Consider the following 14,079-nt stretch of genomic DNA (forward strand, 5'->3'; position numbering starts at 1 on the left):
TGCCGTGACCGCGTGACCGGCCTACCGTCCGGCGCGTGGTCACCACCCCGATCTCGGCACCCCGCAGCGACGCCGAACTCCTCGCGGCGCATGCCGCCGGAGACGGCCGGGCGTTCGCCGAGTTGTACCTGCGCCATGTGGACCGGTTGAGCCGGTTCGCGGCACTGCGCTGCGCCAATCCCGAAGATGCCGCCGACGCGCTTCAGGAGGCCATGCTGGCGGCACACCGTGGGGCAGCCCTGTTCCGTCATCAGGCCGCCGTCACCAGTTGGCTGTACCGGATCGTCAGCAATGCGTGCGTCGACCGCCATCGCAGCAACGCCACCCAGCCCCGCTCGTCCGGCACCGACGACTGGGAGCACGCCGCCGTCGACGGCCGCGAACAGATCGACACCGCGATCCTCGTCAACTCCGCGCTGCTGCGCCTGCCGCTGGGCCAGCGCGCCGCCATCCTGGCGGTCGATCTGCACGGACACTCGATCTCGGAGGCCGCGCACCTGCTCGGCGTCCCAGAGGGCACCGTGAAGAGTCGCCGGGCGCGAGCGCGGGCCGCGCTGTCGAGGATGCTCGGCCCCTCGATGGAATCCGCGTGCGCCCCTGCTGGACACTGATCGGGTGCTGCCCGCGCCACACGAGCCTGAACCGCCCACCCACCAGGTGACCGGCGCCGGACGCGTGCCCTCTCACGCTGGGACGCCCCGCACGCGGACCAGCAGGCTGCGCTTGGCCGCGGCGCTCATGGGTGCAGCCGCTGCGGTCGCCGCGGTCGGCTTCGGGACTGTCGCCCTACTTCGGCACCCGCAGGACACCCCGTCGGCGCCCACGTCGCTGCAGCACATCACCGTCACACCTGCGGTCCCGCTCAACGACACCGAGGTGCTGGCCCTGCTGCGGCAGCCTCCCGACTACGGCGCGCTCGGTGACCCCGGCAGGCGCGCGTCATGTCTGACCGGCCTCGGCTACCCCGCAGGCACCGTCGCGTTGGGCGCACGTCCCGTCGTGGTCGACGGCCGGCCCGGTCTGCTGCTGGTGCTGCCCGGCGACACCGAGGACACCGTCGCAGCCGTCGCGGTGGCGCCGTACTGCAGTGCCGCCGACACGGGTCTGCTGGCCGACAGGACCGTCCCGCGCACCCCATCGACCGGTGGCGCGGGCTGACGAGACGCCGCGCCGCGCCGCAGCGTGGGACGATCGTCGAGGCCCCGCTCACAGCGGGAACACCCCGCCTTACGCTGGTGTTAGAACACGTGCAGCCGCCGGCACCATCGGCGGCTTGGTAGAAAGGCCCGAATGACCGACAACCCGACCATCCATGAGGTCATCATCATCGGTTCCGGACCGGCTGGTTACACCGCTGCGGTCTATACGGCACGCGCCCAGCTGGCTCCCCTGGTCTTCGAGGGCACGTCCTTCGGCGGCGCCCTGATGACCACCACCGAGGTCGAGAACTACCCGGGCTTCAAGGACGGCATCACCGGTCCGGAGTTGATGGACCAGATGCGCGAGCAGGCCCTCCGCTTCGGCGCCGACCTGCAGATGGAGGACGTCGAGGACGTCCAGCTCCAGGGCCCCGTCAAGACCGTGACCACCGCGGGTGGTGAGACCTATCACGCCCGTGCCGTGATCCTGGCGATGGGCGCCGCCCCGCGCTACCTCGGTGTCCCCGGCGAGCAGGAGCTTCTCGGCCGCGGCGTCAGCTCGTGCGCCACGTGTGACGGATTCTTCTTCAAGGACCAGGACATCGCCGTGATCGGCGGCGGCGACTCGGCCATGGAGGAGGCGACCTTCCTCACCCGCTTCGCGCGCAGTGTGACCCTCGTCCACCGCCGCGACGAGTTCCGCGCGTCCAAGATCATGCTCGAGCGGGCGCGCACCAACGACAAGATCCGGTTCCTCACCAACACGCAGGTGCTCGCCGTCGAGGGCACCGACACGGTGTCGGGCCTGCGGGTGCGGGACAGCCTGACCGGCGAGGAGTCGACACTCGCCGTGACCGGTGTCTTCGTGGCGATCGGCCATGACCCCCGCTCCGGCCTGGTCCGCGACGTCATCGACGTGGACTCGGACGGCTACGTGCAGGTCCAGGGCCGCACCACCGCCACCTCTGTCGAGGGGGTGTTCGCCGCCGGCGACCTGGTGGACCGGACCTACCGCCAGGCCATCACCGCAGCGGGAAGCGGATGTTCTGCCGCGATTGACGCCGAGCGCTGGCTCGCCGAGGCCAGCGATGAGAACATCGATCTGATTGGAGCCCAGCAATGACCGACAAGGCGACCATCGAAGTCTCCGACGACTCGTTCTCCGACGACGTCCTGAGCAGCAACACCCCTGTGCTGGTGGACTTCTGGGCAACCTGGTGCGGTCCGTGCCGGATGGTCGCACCGGTCCTCGAAGAGATCGCGGCCGAGAAGTCCGGCCAGCTGACGGTGGCCAAGCTCGACGTCGACGCGAATCCCAACACGGCCCGCGACTTTCAGGTGGTGTCGATCCCGACCCTGATCCTGTTCAAGGACGGCGAACCCGTGAAGCGGATCGTCGGCGCCAAGGGCAAGGCCGCCCTGCTTCGCGAACTGTCTGACGTCGTGTCCTGACGGTCGGCGGCATCCGCCTGGGTGCCGTTCGACGCGCTGCATTGGCCTGGGGTTTTCCCGATTCGGGCGGCGGTCTGAGACAATACTTGGCAAGTCTGCCCTGCCATGGACGGCGTTCGAATGTGATCGCCGACCGCCGCGACCGAAGGGTCATATCCGATGTCGAGTCCCCGCAACGGAGACACGCCAGACGTGCTTCGCCTCGGTGACCGCGGTCTTGCCGTGACCGAGATCCGAGCTGCCCTGGCAGCCCTGGGTCTGATCGACAGCCCCGACTCCGACCTGACGACGGGCAGACACGTGGCGGTGGATCTGTTCGACGCCGAACTCGACGACGCCGTGCGCGCATTCCAACAGCGCCGTGGCCTCCTCGTCGACGGCATCGTGGGCGAGGCCACCTACCGCTCAATCAAAGAGGCGTCCTACCGCCTCGGCGCGCGAACCCTGAACCACCAATTCGGCGCCCCCATGTACGGCGACGACGTCGCGACGCTGCAGTCCCGCCTGCAGGACCTCGGCTTCTACACCGGCCTGGTCGACGGGTACTTCGGCCTTCAGACCCACAACGCTCTGATGTCGTACCAGCGCGAGTACGGGCTGTCCGCGGATGGCATCTGCGGCCCAGAGACGTTGCGCTCGCTGTATTTCCTGGGCTCACGGGTCACCGGCGGTTCACCGCACGCGATCCGCGAGGAGGAGCTGGTGCGCCGGTCCGGGCCGAAACTGTCCGGTAAGCGCATCATCATCGATCCGGGTCTCGGCGGTGCCGACCACGGTCTGATCACCCAGGGCCCCGACGGTCCGATCAGTGAGTCAGACATCCTGTGGGACTTGGCCAGTCGCCTCGAAGGCCGGATGACGGCGATCGGCATGGAGACATTCCTGTCCCGGCCGGCCAACCACAGTCCCACCGATGCCCAGCGCGCGGCCACCGCGAACGCCGTGGGCGCGGACCTGATGATCAGCCTGCGCTGCGCCACACAGGCCAGCCCCGCCGCCAACGGCGTCGCCTCGTTCCACTTCGGCAATTCCCACGGGTCGGTGTCCACCATCGGACGCAACCTCGCGGACTTCATCCAGCGTGAAGTTGTGGCCCGCACCGGATTGCGTGACTGCCGTACACACGGCCGGACCTGGGACCTGCTGCGTCTGACCCGGATGCCCACCGTGCAGGTCGACGTTGGCTACATCACCAATCCGCGGGACCGGTCGATGCTGGTGTCGACACAGACCCGCGATGCCATCGCCGAAGGTGTGCTGGCGGCGGTCAAGCGGCTGTACCTGCTGGGCAAGAACGACCGTCCCACAGGGACTTTCACGTTCGCCGAGCTGTTGGCCCACGAACTGTCCGTGGAGCAGGCCGGGCGCTAGCCCCTTCCCTCTGCCAACAGCAGGCTCGGCGCCAAGGCCCATCCCCTTTCGATGACAGACCGGGCTCGTGAGCCCATCCCTTGCACGCAGCGCGGTCAGAAGCTGCCTGCGGTGACCGCTCCGATCGGCTGCTGCAGCTCCGCACTGTCCAAGAGGCGTTCGAGCGCGGCCTCGACTTCGGCCTTCCAGCCCAGTCCCTTGTCGAGTTCGAGACGCAGGCGCGGGAAGAACCGGTGCGGCGTCACCACCACGAAGCCGACGTCCTGAAGAAAGTCCGCATCGATCATGCACTGGTCGAACGAGCACTCCCCCAGCGCAGCGACGGCCGCCTCGTCCTCGGGTCCGACTGAGCCGTCGAGAAGCTCCGCGGTCTCGGCGGTACGGCCGAACGCTTCAAGAGCGCGAACTCCTCGGCGTATCAGTTCGGCCACCACCTGCGCGATCAGCGTGTGCGGGAGGCCGTCGGACTCGTGACCCGGTTCGGTCCCCATCGACGTCAGCAGAACAGCGTCCGCGCTGACCGGTCCGGTTGGAAGTCGCTGTGCCCGCGGTACGGCATTCGGTGGAGCGTAGAGCGCGTACCCCACACACGGGGCGTCGTCCACACTCTGGCCGGGGGCCGCCGTCGTCGCGACCTGTCCACACGACCCCCACTCGAGCATGACCATCGACAGCCATGCTTCCTTCTCAAACTCGGGATCGGTGAGGTGATCATCGCCGGATACCGTGTCGGGGTCGACCTCCCAGAACACGCACCGCCGGGCATGCTTGGGCAGCTGCTCGAAGGCTTCGAGCCGAAGCGGCGATATGCGAGCAGACACTAGGGTTTCAGACCTTCCTGCCGTCCAGCGGGGCCCGACGGCATCTCCAGAATAGGAGAGGAACGCCAACGCTGACCAGTTTGGCCCGCAATTGACCAAACAGGTTGGCCGCCAATGGCATTGGAGGACGTGGCGCCCCCAACCCCGATGCCGGCACTGCCCTGCGTCACAGTGACGTAATTACCCGGTGTCGCTGGATGCACGTTTTCACGGCTTGTTTTGGTCCATCAACTCGACAATGCGCTGCAGGTCGTCGACCGAGCCGAACTCGACCACAATCTTGCCCTTGCGTTTGCCAAGGCTCACCGTGACGCGGGTGTCGAAGGCTCCGGACAGCCTCTCAGCAACGTCCTGCAGGCCCGGCATCTGAATCGGCTTGCGCCGTGGCGCCGCCGGCGTCGGACCATCGGCCCGGTTGGCCAACGTGACGGCCTCCTCCGTCGCGCGGACGGACAGGCCCTCGGCGACGATGCGGGCGGCGAGTTCCTCCTGCGCCTCCGGGCCTGCCTCGAGTGCCAGCAGGGCCCGCGCGTGGCCGGCGGAGAGCACCCCGGCCGCGACCCTGCGCTGCACCGCGATGGGCAGGCGCAACAGACGGATCATGTTCGTGATGAGAGGCCGTGACCGTCCGATCCGCGACGCAAGTTCGTCGTGGGTGACCCCGAATTCGTCGAGCAGCTGCTGATACGCCGACGCCTCTTCCAGGGGGTTCAGCTGCACACGGTGGATGTTCTCCAGAAGGGCGTCGCGGAGCAGGTTGTCGTCCGCGGTCTCCCGGACGATTGCCGGCACCGCGGTCAGGCCGGCCTTCTGCGCGGCCCGCCAGCGCCGCTCCCCCATCACCAGCTGGTACTTGCCCGGCTGTCCCGGAAGTTCCCGGACGACGATGGGCTGCATCAGGCCGAACTCGCGGATGGAGTGCACCAGTTCCGCGAGCGCCTCGTCGTCGAAGACCTGGCGCGGCTGACGCGGGTTCGGCTCGACGGACGCGGGGTCGACCTCGCGGTACACCGCGCCGATGTCCTCGGTGATCTCGGGCGCGGCAGGCGGCGGCGGGGCTCCCCCACCCAGCACGACATCGGCCGCCGCGGAACCCATCCGCAGAGACGATCCGTCGCCCTCGGCAGGTCCCGTCGGAATCAATGAGGCCAGACCTCGTCCGAGTCCGCCTTTACGACGTGACGGCTGTGTCATGACTGCTGTTCCTTCCCAATGACTCCGCGCTCGGCGATCTCCCGACTGGCATCCAAATAGCTCATGGCCCCTCGGGATCCGGGGTCGTAATCGATGATCGTCATGCTGTATCCAGGAGCTTCGGACACCTTCACGCTGCGGGGAATCACGGTGCGCAGCACCTTGTCTCCGAAGTAGCGTCGCACCTCCTCGGCAACCTGATCGGCGAGCTTGGTCCGTCCGTCGTACATCGTCAGGAGCACAGTGGTCACGTTGAGGTGGGGGTTGAGGTGCGCCCGCACCATCTCGATGTTGTTCATCAGCTGCGACACACCCTCCAGGGCGTAGTACTCGCACTGGATCGGGATGAGGACCTCGGGTGCGGCCACAAGCGCGTTGATGGTCAGCAGGCCCAGCGACGGCGGGCAGTCGATGAAGACGTAGTCGAAGTCAGAGTCCTCGAGTTCGGCCAGTGCCGACCGGAGGCGGTTCTCGCGCGCGACCATGCTGACCAATTCGATCTCGGCGCCGGCCAGATCGATCGTCGCCGGCACGCAGTACAGAAGCTTGTTGTGGGGGCTTTGACGCAGCGCGGCACGCAGAGGGATCTCGCCGATCAGCACCTCATACGACGACGGAGTGCCCGACTGGCGCCGGTCGATCCCCAGTGCGGTGCTGGCGTTCCCCTGCGGATCCAGATCGATCACCAGAGTCTTGAGGCCCTGAACCGCCAGCGCTGCGGCGAGATTGACCGCGGACGTGGTCTTGCCGACGCCGCCCTTCTGGTTGGCGATGGTGAAGACCCGGCGCCGAGTCGGGCGGGGCAGCCGTCTGTTGGTGTGCAGCACCTGGGTGGCCCGTTCGGCAGCGGCGCCGATCGGGGTGTCGAACTCCGTCAGATCGGGCCATGTTTCACGTGAAACATCGGCGCGCTTCGGGCTGACCCGGCTCGGTGGCTGCTGCGGCGTGGTCATCGTGCCCTCCTGGTGGCCGGGCGCTGCGGACGCCCTGGCTTCGTGTCCGACCGGCGGGCGACGACGACGGTCACCGCCGGATCCAAGTACGTCCCGCCGCATTTCATCACCCTCACATCAGTGGCACCCAACGATGCCATCACACGCCGGTGCTCGGCGACTTCACTGTCAGCCCGGTCGCCCTTCAGTGCCAGCATCCGGCCGCCGGGACGGACCAGCGGCAGGCACCATCGGCTCAACTTATCCAGCGCGGCGACCGCACGAGAGGTGACGACGTCTGCCCCGCCGTGTTCGGCGAGCACCGCACGGTCCTCGGCCCGGCCCCGGATGACGGTGACGTTGGGCAGGTCGAGTTCGGCCACGACTTCACTGAGGAAGTTGGCGCGGCGCAGAAGAGGTTCGATCAGTCCGACGCTGACGTCGGGGCGTGCGATCGCGAGTGGGATCCCAGGGAGGCCGGCGCCGCTGCCCACATCGAGAACGCGTTCATTCGGCTCCACAAGCTCGGCGATCGCCGCACTGTTGAGAAGGTGTCGGTCCCACACCCGTTCCGATTCACGGGGACCCAGCAGGCCACGCTCGACGCCCGCTGTACACAACAGCTGGGCGTAGCGGACCGCGGTGTCGAAGTGGGAGCCGAACACCTCGTGCGCTGCCGAGGGAGGAGCGGTCTCGCCGTCATGTTTCACGTGAAACATCCTCCGGAGGTCGAGCCATCTCGGCAGAACTACATCTATGTAACTCTAGGGATTCAGTCAGCAAGAACGACGACGCGGCGCGACGGCTCCACGCCTTCGCTCTCGCTGTGCACGCCCTGGACCGCAGCCACGGCGTCGTGGACGATCTTGCGCTCGAACGGAGTCATGGGAGCCAACTGCTCGCGCTCACCGCTCTCCAGCACGCGACGGGCGACTTTGTCCCCCAGCGCGGCGAGCTCGTCACGACGACGCTTACGCCAGCCCGCGACATCCAACATCAGGCGGCTGCGCTCGCCGGTCTTCTGGTGGACTGCCAGCCGGGTCAGTTCCTGCAGTGCGTCGAGCACCTCGCCCTTGCGGCCGACGAGCTTCTCCAGATCGTTGCCGCCGTCGATGCTGACGATCGCGCGGTTGCCCTCGACGTCCAGGTCGATGTCGCCATCGAAGTCCAACAGGTCCAACAACTCTTCGAGGTAGTCGCCGGCGATCTCGCCCTCGGCAACCAATCGCTCCTCGAGGTCGTCCAGCTTCTCGTCGGCTTCGAATGCTTCGGTGGCCTGGTCCACGTTCTCGGCGGCGGTGTCGGTGGTGTCAGTCATGTTCTTTCGGTCCCTCTCAGATCACTGTGGGGCGGTTGACGCGTCGGGTCAGCGTCGACGTTTTTTGGGTTTGGTGCCGGGGCGGGGAGTGCGGTCAGGGGTCGCTGCGTCGGGGGCCGACGTTTCGCCGCCCTCCGAAGAGTCCTCCACGACCGTGCTCTCCTCGGCGTCGGTGCTGTCAGTGAGTTCAGGCGTGGCCGCCGCAGTCGACGACCTCTTCGGGCGCTTCGGTTTCGCACCGGGTGCCGGCGCGTTCGCGGAGCGACGCTCGATCGCCTCCTGCTTCTTCTCTTCCTCTTCCTTCTCAATCTTGCTGAACACGTAGTGCTGCTGGCCGAAGGTCCAGATGTTGTTCGCCAGCCAGTAGAGGATGACGGCGAGCGGAAGGAACGGTCCGCCGACGACGACGCCCAGCGGGAAGACATAGAGCGCGAGCTTGTTCATCAAGGCCGTCTGCGGGTTGGCCGCGGCCTCGGGGCTCTGCCGCGCGACCGAGGCGCGGCTGTTGAAGTACGTCGCGACGCCGGCGAGGATCATGATCGGCACACCGACCCCGATCACCGCGAGGCGGTCAAACTCTTTGAAGGCGTCCAGACCCGTGGTCTGGATCATGGTCGCGCCAAGGGGCGCACCGAACAGGTGCGCATCCAGGAAGTTGCCGACGTCGGTCGCACTGAAGAAGTAGTTGCCGGTGGCCCGGTTCTCTGCCACCGACAGGTGCACCTGCCCGAAGCCGCCCTGCGTCCGGTTGAAGGACCGCAGCACATGGAACAGCCCGAGAAACACCGGAATCTGGGCGAGCATCGGCAGACAGCCGAGGATCGGGTTGAACCCGTGCTCGCGCTGCAGCTTCTGCATCTCGAGCGCCATCCGCTGGCGGTCCTTGCCGTACTTCTTCTGCAGGGCCTTGATCTGCGGCTGCAGTTCCTGCATCTGGCGCGTGGTCCGGATCTGGCGAACGAACGGCTTGTACAGCAGCGCACGCAGCGTGAACACCAGGAACATCACCGACAGCGCCCATGCGAAGAAGTTGGTCGGCCCAAGCAGGAAGGCGAACGCCTTGTACCAGACCCACATGATCGCGGAGACCGGGTAATAGATGATGTCGAGGCTGAACCAATTAAACATGCGACTCGTTCCTGCCGTCGGCTTCGATGGCGTCGGTGTCTGGCGACTCGTGATGTGAGGGGTGTCGCTCGGGTATTGGGTCCCATCCTCCCCGATGCCATGGCCCACATTTCAGGAGGCGGACCATCGCCAGCCAACTGCCACGGATCAGCCCGTACTCGGACAGGGCCTCCACGGCGTACTGACTGCAGGTGGGCATGAATCGACAGGTCGGCAGCCGCAGGGGCGAGACCATGTGCCGATAGAGCTGGATGGTGTAGATGACGGCTCGAACCGGGGCTCGACGGATGCCGTCGCGGAGCGTTGTCATCGACGGGAGTTCAATACTTTGTGGGACCGCTGCAACCCAGCGCGCAGTTCCTGTTCCAACCGCGCGGAGGCGGCGTCACGACTGCCGGGAAGAGCCCGGATCACCACACGCTCATCGGGCGAGAGATCGTTGAGGACGGCCTTCGCAACATGCCGGAGGCGCCGAGCGACCTGATGTCGCTGTACAGCCGATCCCACCGACTTGCTGACGACCAATCCAATGAGGGGTCCGTCGACTCCATCCGGACTGCGGCGCACATGCACCACCAGATCCGGTTGAGCCGCCCGCACCCCCTGTTTGACCGTGGCACCGAACTCGGTGGACCGGGTCATCCGGTACTGGGCCGGGAGCACCGTCAGCGACTGCCAGAGATCAGGCAGTCAGCGAGCGGCGTCCCTTGGCGCGCCGGTTCGACACAATGGCGCGACCCGCACGGGTCCGCATCCGCAGGCGAAAGCCATGCACACGTGCACGACGCCGATTGTTCGGCTGGAATGTCCGCTTGCCCTTGGCCACGGCTGTCTCTCCTCATCACGTGTGGGCGCCGCGTCCGCCTTCAGGGCGCACGCGACACCCGTTGCTAAGTTCGGGTCTCGCTCGTATCCGGCGCGCCCGCCGGGATCCTGAGGGATCGTCGGGTTCGCAGCCGTATCGCCAACGTCCGGGCGACTGTTCGAGGGTACTGACCTGCGTTGCCTGGGTCAAACTTGCCATCACGGTCCTGGTGGCCCCAGCACCGCAAGACTTCCAGATCGGCCGGGTTTTTGGTGTCGTCCAGACCACACAAACCCTGTTCGTGGCAAGAGCCCACAAGAACGTTTACTGCAATGTTGCAGAACGGTTGGCACCCCGAGACAAACCTGTTAGCTTCTGCGAGTGCCGTCTCCGTGGACGGCCCCGAAACCATCAAACGAAAAACCGGGCTGACCACCAACCGGACGGCCCGAACAGACACCGCCGGTAGGCTGCCAACGAGGACAGGCATACTGTCCACATCTGTGGATAACTATGTGGACAGACTGGTCTCGTTCAGATATCCATTGGTTGTGTGCAGCATCCGAAACAGGGGGATCCGTCTTTGACCGATCATCCCAGTTCCGACTTTGCCTCCATGTGGGCGCAGGTGGTCGCGGAACTCAATGGTGAACTCGACGCCGGATCACACGGCACCAATGGCGAAACTCTCAGCCGGCCGCTGACTCCTCAGCAAAGAGCCTGGCTCAAGCTCGTCAAACCGCTGACCATCGTCGAGGGCTTTGCCCTGTTGTCCGTTCCAAGCAGTTTCGTGCAGAACGAGATCGAACGTCACCTGCGCATTCAGATCACCGACGCCCTCACCCGCCGCCTCGGGCAGCGGGTGGAACTGGGCGTCCGGATCGCGCCGCCGTCCGCCGACGACGATGAGGACACCGCGGATCCGTCCCTCGATGGAGCCGCCGTCGCGGCCCTGCCCCTCGACGAGGACGACGAAGACGAAGACAGCCAGGCGTTGGCCAACGCTGCCGCATCCTGGCCGTCGCATTTCACCGAACGCCGAGCCGCCAGCGGTGACACCTCGACACCGAGCACGAGCCTCAACCGGCGCTACACCTTCGAGACCTTCGTCATCGGTGCCTCGAACCGGTTCGCCCACGCTGCCGCGCTCGCGATCGCCGAAGCGCCGGCGCGGGCGTACAACCCGCTGTTCATCTGGGGTGAGTCCGGTCTGGGCAAGACCCACCTGCTGCATGCGGCGGGTAACTATGCGCAACGACTGTTCCCCGGCATGCGGGTGAAGTACGTCTCGACCGAAGAGTTCACCAACGACTTCATCAACTCGTTGCGCGACGACCGCAAGGTCGCCTTCAAGCGCAGCTACCGCGACATCGACGTCCTGCTGGTCGACGACATTCAGTTCATTGAAGGCAAGGAAGGCATCCAGGAGGAGTTCTTCCACACCTTCAACACGCTGCACAACGCCAACAAGCAGATCGTGATCTCCTCAGACCGGCCTCCCAAACAGCTGGCGACCCTCGAGGATCGCCTCCGCACCCGTTTCGAGTGGGGTCTGATCACCGACGTCCAGCCGCCCGAGCTGGAGACGCGCATCGCGATCCTTCGCAAGAAGGCGCAGATGGAGCGCCTGGACGTGCCCGATGACGTGCTCGAGCTGATCGCCAGCAGCATCGAACGCAACATCCGGGAACTCGAAGGTGCCCTGATCCGGGTCACGGCATTCGCTTCTCTCAACAAGGCGCAGATCGACACCGCACTGGCTGAGATCGTGCTGCGGGACCTCATCGCCGACGCCGGCACCATGCAGATCAGCGCGGCGACGATCATGGCGGCCACCGCGGAGTACTTCGACACCACCCTCGAGGAGCTGCGGGGCCCAGGCAAGACCAGGGCGTTGGCCCAGTCCCGGCAGATCGCCATGTATCTGTGCCGTGAACTGACTGACCTGTCGCTGCCCAAGATCGGGCAGGCGTTCGGCCGTGACCACACCACTGTCATGTACGCGCAGAAGAAGATTCTCAACGAAATGGCCTACCGCCGAGAGATCTTCGATCACGTCAAGGAACTCACCACACGGATCCGTCAGCGCTCCAAGCGCTGACGCCATCCCTGTTCTTCCTCAGTTTCGTCACTCCGGACCTCGTGCCGGCGCTGTCTGCTGCCAGAAAATCCGAAAAAACTTCCGTCCCTGTCGCACCATCCGTCACAGCGATGGCCTGTGCACACAGCTGTGGACAACCTGCCGACTGTTCAGCCGCGGCTGCGCACACACGTGGAGAACTACCAGACTCTGCACAGCAGCCGCCGTCCGTCCGCAACGTCATCCACCGACACTGCACAACCCCGCGAGCCCTCTGGTCAGCGCCGACCCGCACTCATCCACAGCTTGCACAGCCCCTATTACTGTTACTCCGTTATATCCCTATAGAGCTCTTTAGAAACAGGCCGTTGGGGAAAGCCGATGCACAGGGCCCCTTCGCGGTGATGACCTCCGTGTCAATGCGCACATGTCACCCCGATCGAATAGCTTTCAAGTTGAGGGTGAAAGCTCTACGGTTGTTCTTCGACTGCGGTTACGGTCTTCGGGTCGGGGGCACCCCTTGGGGGTTCTTCCTGGACAATGACTGGATGCTCCGCAGTCGGAGCTTGTGTGTGGAATGACGAAGGGACGTTATGGCCGTGGATGGGCCGACTACGACGGTCGGCGCCGACTTGAAGTGCCGTCTGGTTCGAGACGACTTCGCTGACGCAGTGGCATGGGTGGCAAGGAACCTTCCGTCGAGGCCGACAGTGCCGGTGTTGGCTGGCGTGCTGCTCACCGGCACTGAAGACGGTCTGACGGTTTCCGGATTCGACTACGAGGTGTCCGCCGAAGTGCAGGTCGCCGCCGAAATTGCTTCCACCGGAAGCGTTTTGGTGTCAGGACGGCTGCTGTCGGACATCACCAGGGCATTGCCGGCGAAGCCCGTCGATGTCAGCGTCGAGGGCACCAGGGTGTCGTTGACCTGCGGAAGTGCGCGATTCTCGCTGCCGACCATGGCCGTCGAGGACTACCCGACGCTTCCGGCCCTGCCGGAGGAGACGGGCGTGGTGCCCTCAGACCTGTTCTCCGAGGCCATCGGCCAGGTCGCTGTCGCGGCGGGCAAGGATGACACGCTGCCGATGCTCACCGGCATCCGAATGGAAATCTCCGGCGAGACAGTCGTTTTGGCCGCCACGGACCGTTTTCGTCTGGCCGTTCGCGAGTTGACCTGGTCGGCTTCGCGTGCGGACACCGAGGTCGCGGTGCTGGTGCCGGCGAAAACGCTGGCCGAAGCCGCCAAGACCGGCGCTGCCGGTACCGAGGTGCACCTGTCGCTGGGGGCTGGCGCCACCGTCGGCAAGGAGGGACTGCTCGGCATCCACAGCGCCGGCAAGCGCAGCACCACCCGCCTGCTGGACGCCGAGTTCCCGAAATTCCGCCAGCTGTTGCCCGCCGAGCACACCGCGATCGCCACGGTGAGCGTGTCGGAACTGACCGAGGCCATCAAGCGTGTGGCCCTGGTGGCCGACCGCGGCGCCCAGGTTCGGATGGAGTTCAGCGACGGTGTGCTGCACCTGTCCGCGGGTGCCGATGATGTCGGTCGCGCTGAAGAGGACCTGCCGGTCGATTTCGCGGGCGAGCCCCTGACCATCGCGTTCAATCCGACCTACCTCACGGACGGACTGGGATCGCTGCATTCCGATCGGGTGTCGTTCGGGTTCACCACACCGAGCAAGCCCGCGGTTCTGCGGCCTGCCAGCTCGGAGGAGGAATCGATCAGCGGCAGCGGTCCGTTCCCGGCCGTCCAGACGGACTACGTGTACCTGCTCATGCCGGTCCGGCTGCCGGGCTGATGTCGTGACCCGCACCTGCCAGAACTGACTGGAAAGGGGTCCT

At 66.0% G+C, this 14,079-nt stretch carries 16 protein-coding genes; 7 read left to right on the plus strand and 9 right to left on the minus strand.

Translation table 11 applies throughout. The annotated features are described in order from the left end of the window. The first annotated feature begins 35 nt into the window (after positions 1–35). The 5 genes from sigM to G6N34_RS25665 all read left to right on the plus strand — a co-directional run bounded on the left by sigM (position 36) and on the right by G6N34_RS25665 (position 3,962). Complete coding sequence (gene sigM / locus G6N34_RS25645; protein WP_085152275.1) at positions 36–611, plus strand: RNA polymerase sigma factor SigM; 576 nt, start codon at positions 36–38, stop codon at positions 609–611. Positions 612–615: 4 nt separating this feature from the next. Continuing rightward, positions 616–1,158, plus strand: a complete 543-nt coding sequence (locus G6N34_RS25650) for an RsmA family anti-sigma factor (RefSeq protein ID WP_272937824.1) — start codon at positions 616–618, stop codon at positions 1,156–1,158. Positions 1,159–1,290: 132 nt separating this feature from the next. Then, positions 1,291–2,262, plus strand: coding sequence for a thioredoxin-disulfide reductase (gene trxB, locus G6N34_RS25655; RefSeq protein WP_085152276.1), 972 nt, complete (start codon positions 1,291–1,293; stop codon positions 2,260–2,262). Continuing rightward, complete coding sequence (gene trxA / locus G6N34_RS25660) at positions 2,259–2,591, plus strand: thioredoxin (RefSeq protein WP_085152277.1); 333 nt, start codon at positions 2,259–2,261, stop codon at positions 2,589–2,591. Before trxB ends, trxA begins: the two co-directional genes overlap by 4 nt. Before the next feature lie 159 nt (positions 2,592–2,750). Further along, positions 2,751–3,962, plus strand: a complete 1,212-nt coding sequence (locus tag G6N34_RS25665; protein WP_085152278.1) for an N-acetylmuramoyl-L-alanine amidase — start codon at positions 2,751–2,753, stop codon at positions 3,960–3,962. A gap of 95 nt (positions 3,963–4,057) precedes the next feature. Here G6N34_RS25665 and G6N34_RS25670 read toward each other — a convergent pair whose 3' ends face one another. From G6N34_RS25670 to rpmH, 9 genes are all read right to left on the minus strand, one after another. Beyond that, positions 4,058–4,783 (minus strand): acetyltransferase, encoded by a 726-nt coding sequence (locus G6N34_RS25670; RefSeq protein WP_085152279.1) that lies wholly within the window; start codon positions 4,781–4,783, stop codon positions 4,058–4,060. Positions 4,784–4,990: 207 nt separating this feature from the next. Then, complete coding sequence (locus G6N34_RS25675; RefSeq protein ID WP_085152280.1) at positions 4,991–5,977, minus strand: ParB/RepB/Spo0J family partition protein; 987 nt, start codon at positions 5,975–5,977, stop codon at positions 4,991–4,993. After that, on the minus strand, positions 5,974–6,930 hold the full coding sequence (locus G6N34_RS25680; protein WP_085152281.1) for a ParA family protein: 957 nt from the start codon (positions 6,928–6,930) through the stop codon (positions 5,974–5,976). Before G6N34_RS25680 ends, G6N34_RS25675 begins: the two co-directional genes overlap by 4 nt. Further along, a complete protein-coding gene (gene rsmG, locus G6N34_RS25685; RefSeq protein ID WP_085152282.1) occupies positions 6,927–7,628 on the minus strand; it encodes a 16S rRNA (guanine(527)-N(7))-methyltransferase RsmG in 702 nt (233 codons plus the stop codon). The genes G6N34_RS25680 and rsmG overlap by 4 nt, the downstream gene beginning before the upstream one ends. A 53-nt stretch (positions 7,629–7,681) precedes the next feature. After that, the gene (locus G6N34_RS25690) at positions 7,682–8,227 is read right to left on the minus strand and encodes a Jag family protein (protein WP_085152283.1); all 546 of its coding nucleotides are present in this window, start codon (positions 8,225–8,227) and stop codon (positions 7,682–7,684) included. Positions 8,228–8,275: 48 nt separating this feature from the next. Next, on the minus strand, positions 8,276–9,355 hold the full coding sequence (gene yidC, locus G6N34_RS25695) for a membrane protein insertase YidC (protein WP_085152284.1): 1,080 nt from the start codon (positions 9,353–9,355) through the stop codon (positions 8,276–8,278). Further along, positions 9,348–9,665: a membrane protein insertion efficiency factor YidD gene (gene yidD, locus G6N34_RS25700; protein ID WP_085152285.1), complete on the minus strand. Its 318-nt coding sequence runs from the start codon at positions 9,663–9,665 to the stop codon at positions 9,348–9,350. Before yidD ends, yidC begins: the two co-directional genes overlap by 8 nt. Continuing rightward, entirely contained in the window at positions 9,662–10,018 is a 357-nt protein-coding gene (gene rnpA, locus G6N34_RS25705; protein ID WP_085152286.1) for a ribonuclease P protein component, read from the minus strand. The genes yidD and rnpA overlap by 4 nt, the downstream gene beginning before the upstream one ends. 19 nt (positions 10,019–10,037) lie before the next feature. After that, complete coding sequence (rpmH, locus tag G6N34_RS25710; RefSeq protein WP_082949722.1) at positions 10,038–10,181, minus strand: 50S ribosomal protein L34; 144 nt, start codon at positions 10,179–10,181, stop codon at positions 10,038–10,040. 562 nt (positions 10,182–10,743) lie between these two features. On the opposite strand from rpmH, the gene dnaA reads away from it, so the two are divergent. Then, a complete protein-coding gene (gene dnaA / locus G6N34_RS25715) occupies positions 10,744–12,261 on the plus strand; it encodes a chromosomal replication initiator protein DnaA (protein ID WP_085152287.1) in 1,518 nt (505 codons plus the stop codon). Between the two features lie 572 nt (positions 12,262–12,833). Further along, a complete protein-coding gene (dnaN, locus tag G6N34_RS25720) occupies positions 12,834–14,036 on the plus strand; it encodes a DNA polymerase III subunit beta (RefSeq protein WP_109788506.1) in 1,203 nt (400 codons plus the stop codon). The last annotated feature ends 43 nt before the right edge of the window (positions 14,037–14,079 follow it).

The sequence above is a fragment of the Mycolicibacterium confluentis genome, assembly GCF_010729895.1.
Taxonomy (GTDB): Bacteria; Actinomycetota; Actinomycetes; order Mycobacteriales; family Mycobacteriaceae; genus Mycobacterium; species Mycobacterium confluentis.

Excerpts from the sequence above, each read along its gene's own strand:
- trxB (WP_085152276.1), top strand. The coding sequence starts at position 1,291 with ATGACCGACAACCCGACCATCCATGAGGTCATCATCATCGGTTCCGGA.
- trxA (WP_085152277.1), top strand. The coding sequence starts at position 2,259 with ATGACCGACAAGGCGACCATCGAAGTCTCCGACGACTCGTTCTCCGAC.
- yidD (WP_085152285.1), bottom strand. The coding sequence starts at position 9,665 with ATGACAACGCTCCGCGACGGCATCCGTCGAGCCCCGGTTCGAGCCGTC.
- rsmG (WP_085152282.1), bottom strand. The coding sequence starts at position 7,628 with ATGTTTCACGTGAAACATGACGGCGAGACCGCTCCTCCCTCGGCAGCG.
- G6N34_RS25680 (WP_085152281.1), bottom strand. The coding sequence starts at position 6,930 with ATGACCACGCCGCAGCAGCCACCGAGCCGGGTCAGCCCGAAGCGCGCC.
- G6N34_RS25675 (WP_085152280.1), bottom strand. The coding sequence starts at position 5,977 with ATGACACAGCCGTCACGTCGTAAAGGCGGACTCGGACGAGGTCTGGCC.
- dnaN (WP_109788506.1), top strand. The coding sequence starts at position 12,834 with ATGGCCGTGGATGGGCCGACTACGACGGTCGGCGCCGACTTGAAGTGC.
- G6N34_RS25690 (WP_085152283.1), bottom strand. The coding sequence starts at position 8,227 with ATGACTGACACCACCGACACCGCCGCCGAGAACGTGGACCAGGCCACC.
- yidC (WP_085152284.1), bottom strand. The coding sequence starts at position 9,355 with ATGTTTAATTGGTTCAGCCTCGACATCATCTATTACCCGGTCTCCGCG.
- G6N34_RS25665 (WP_085152278.1), top strand. The coding sequence starts at position 2,751 with ATGTCGAGTCCCCGCAACGGAGACACGCCAGACGTGCTTCGCCTCGGT.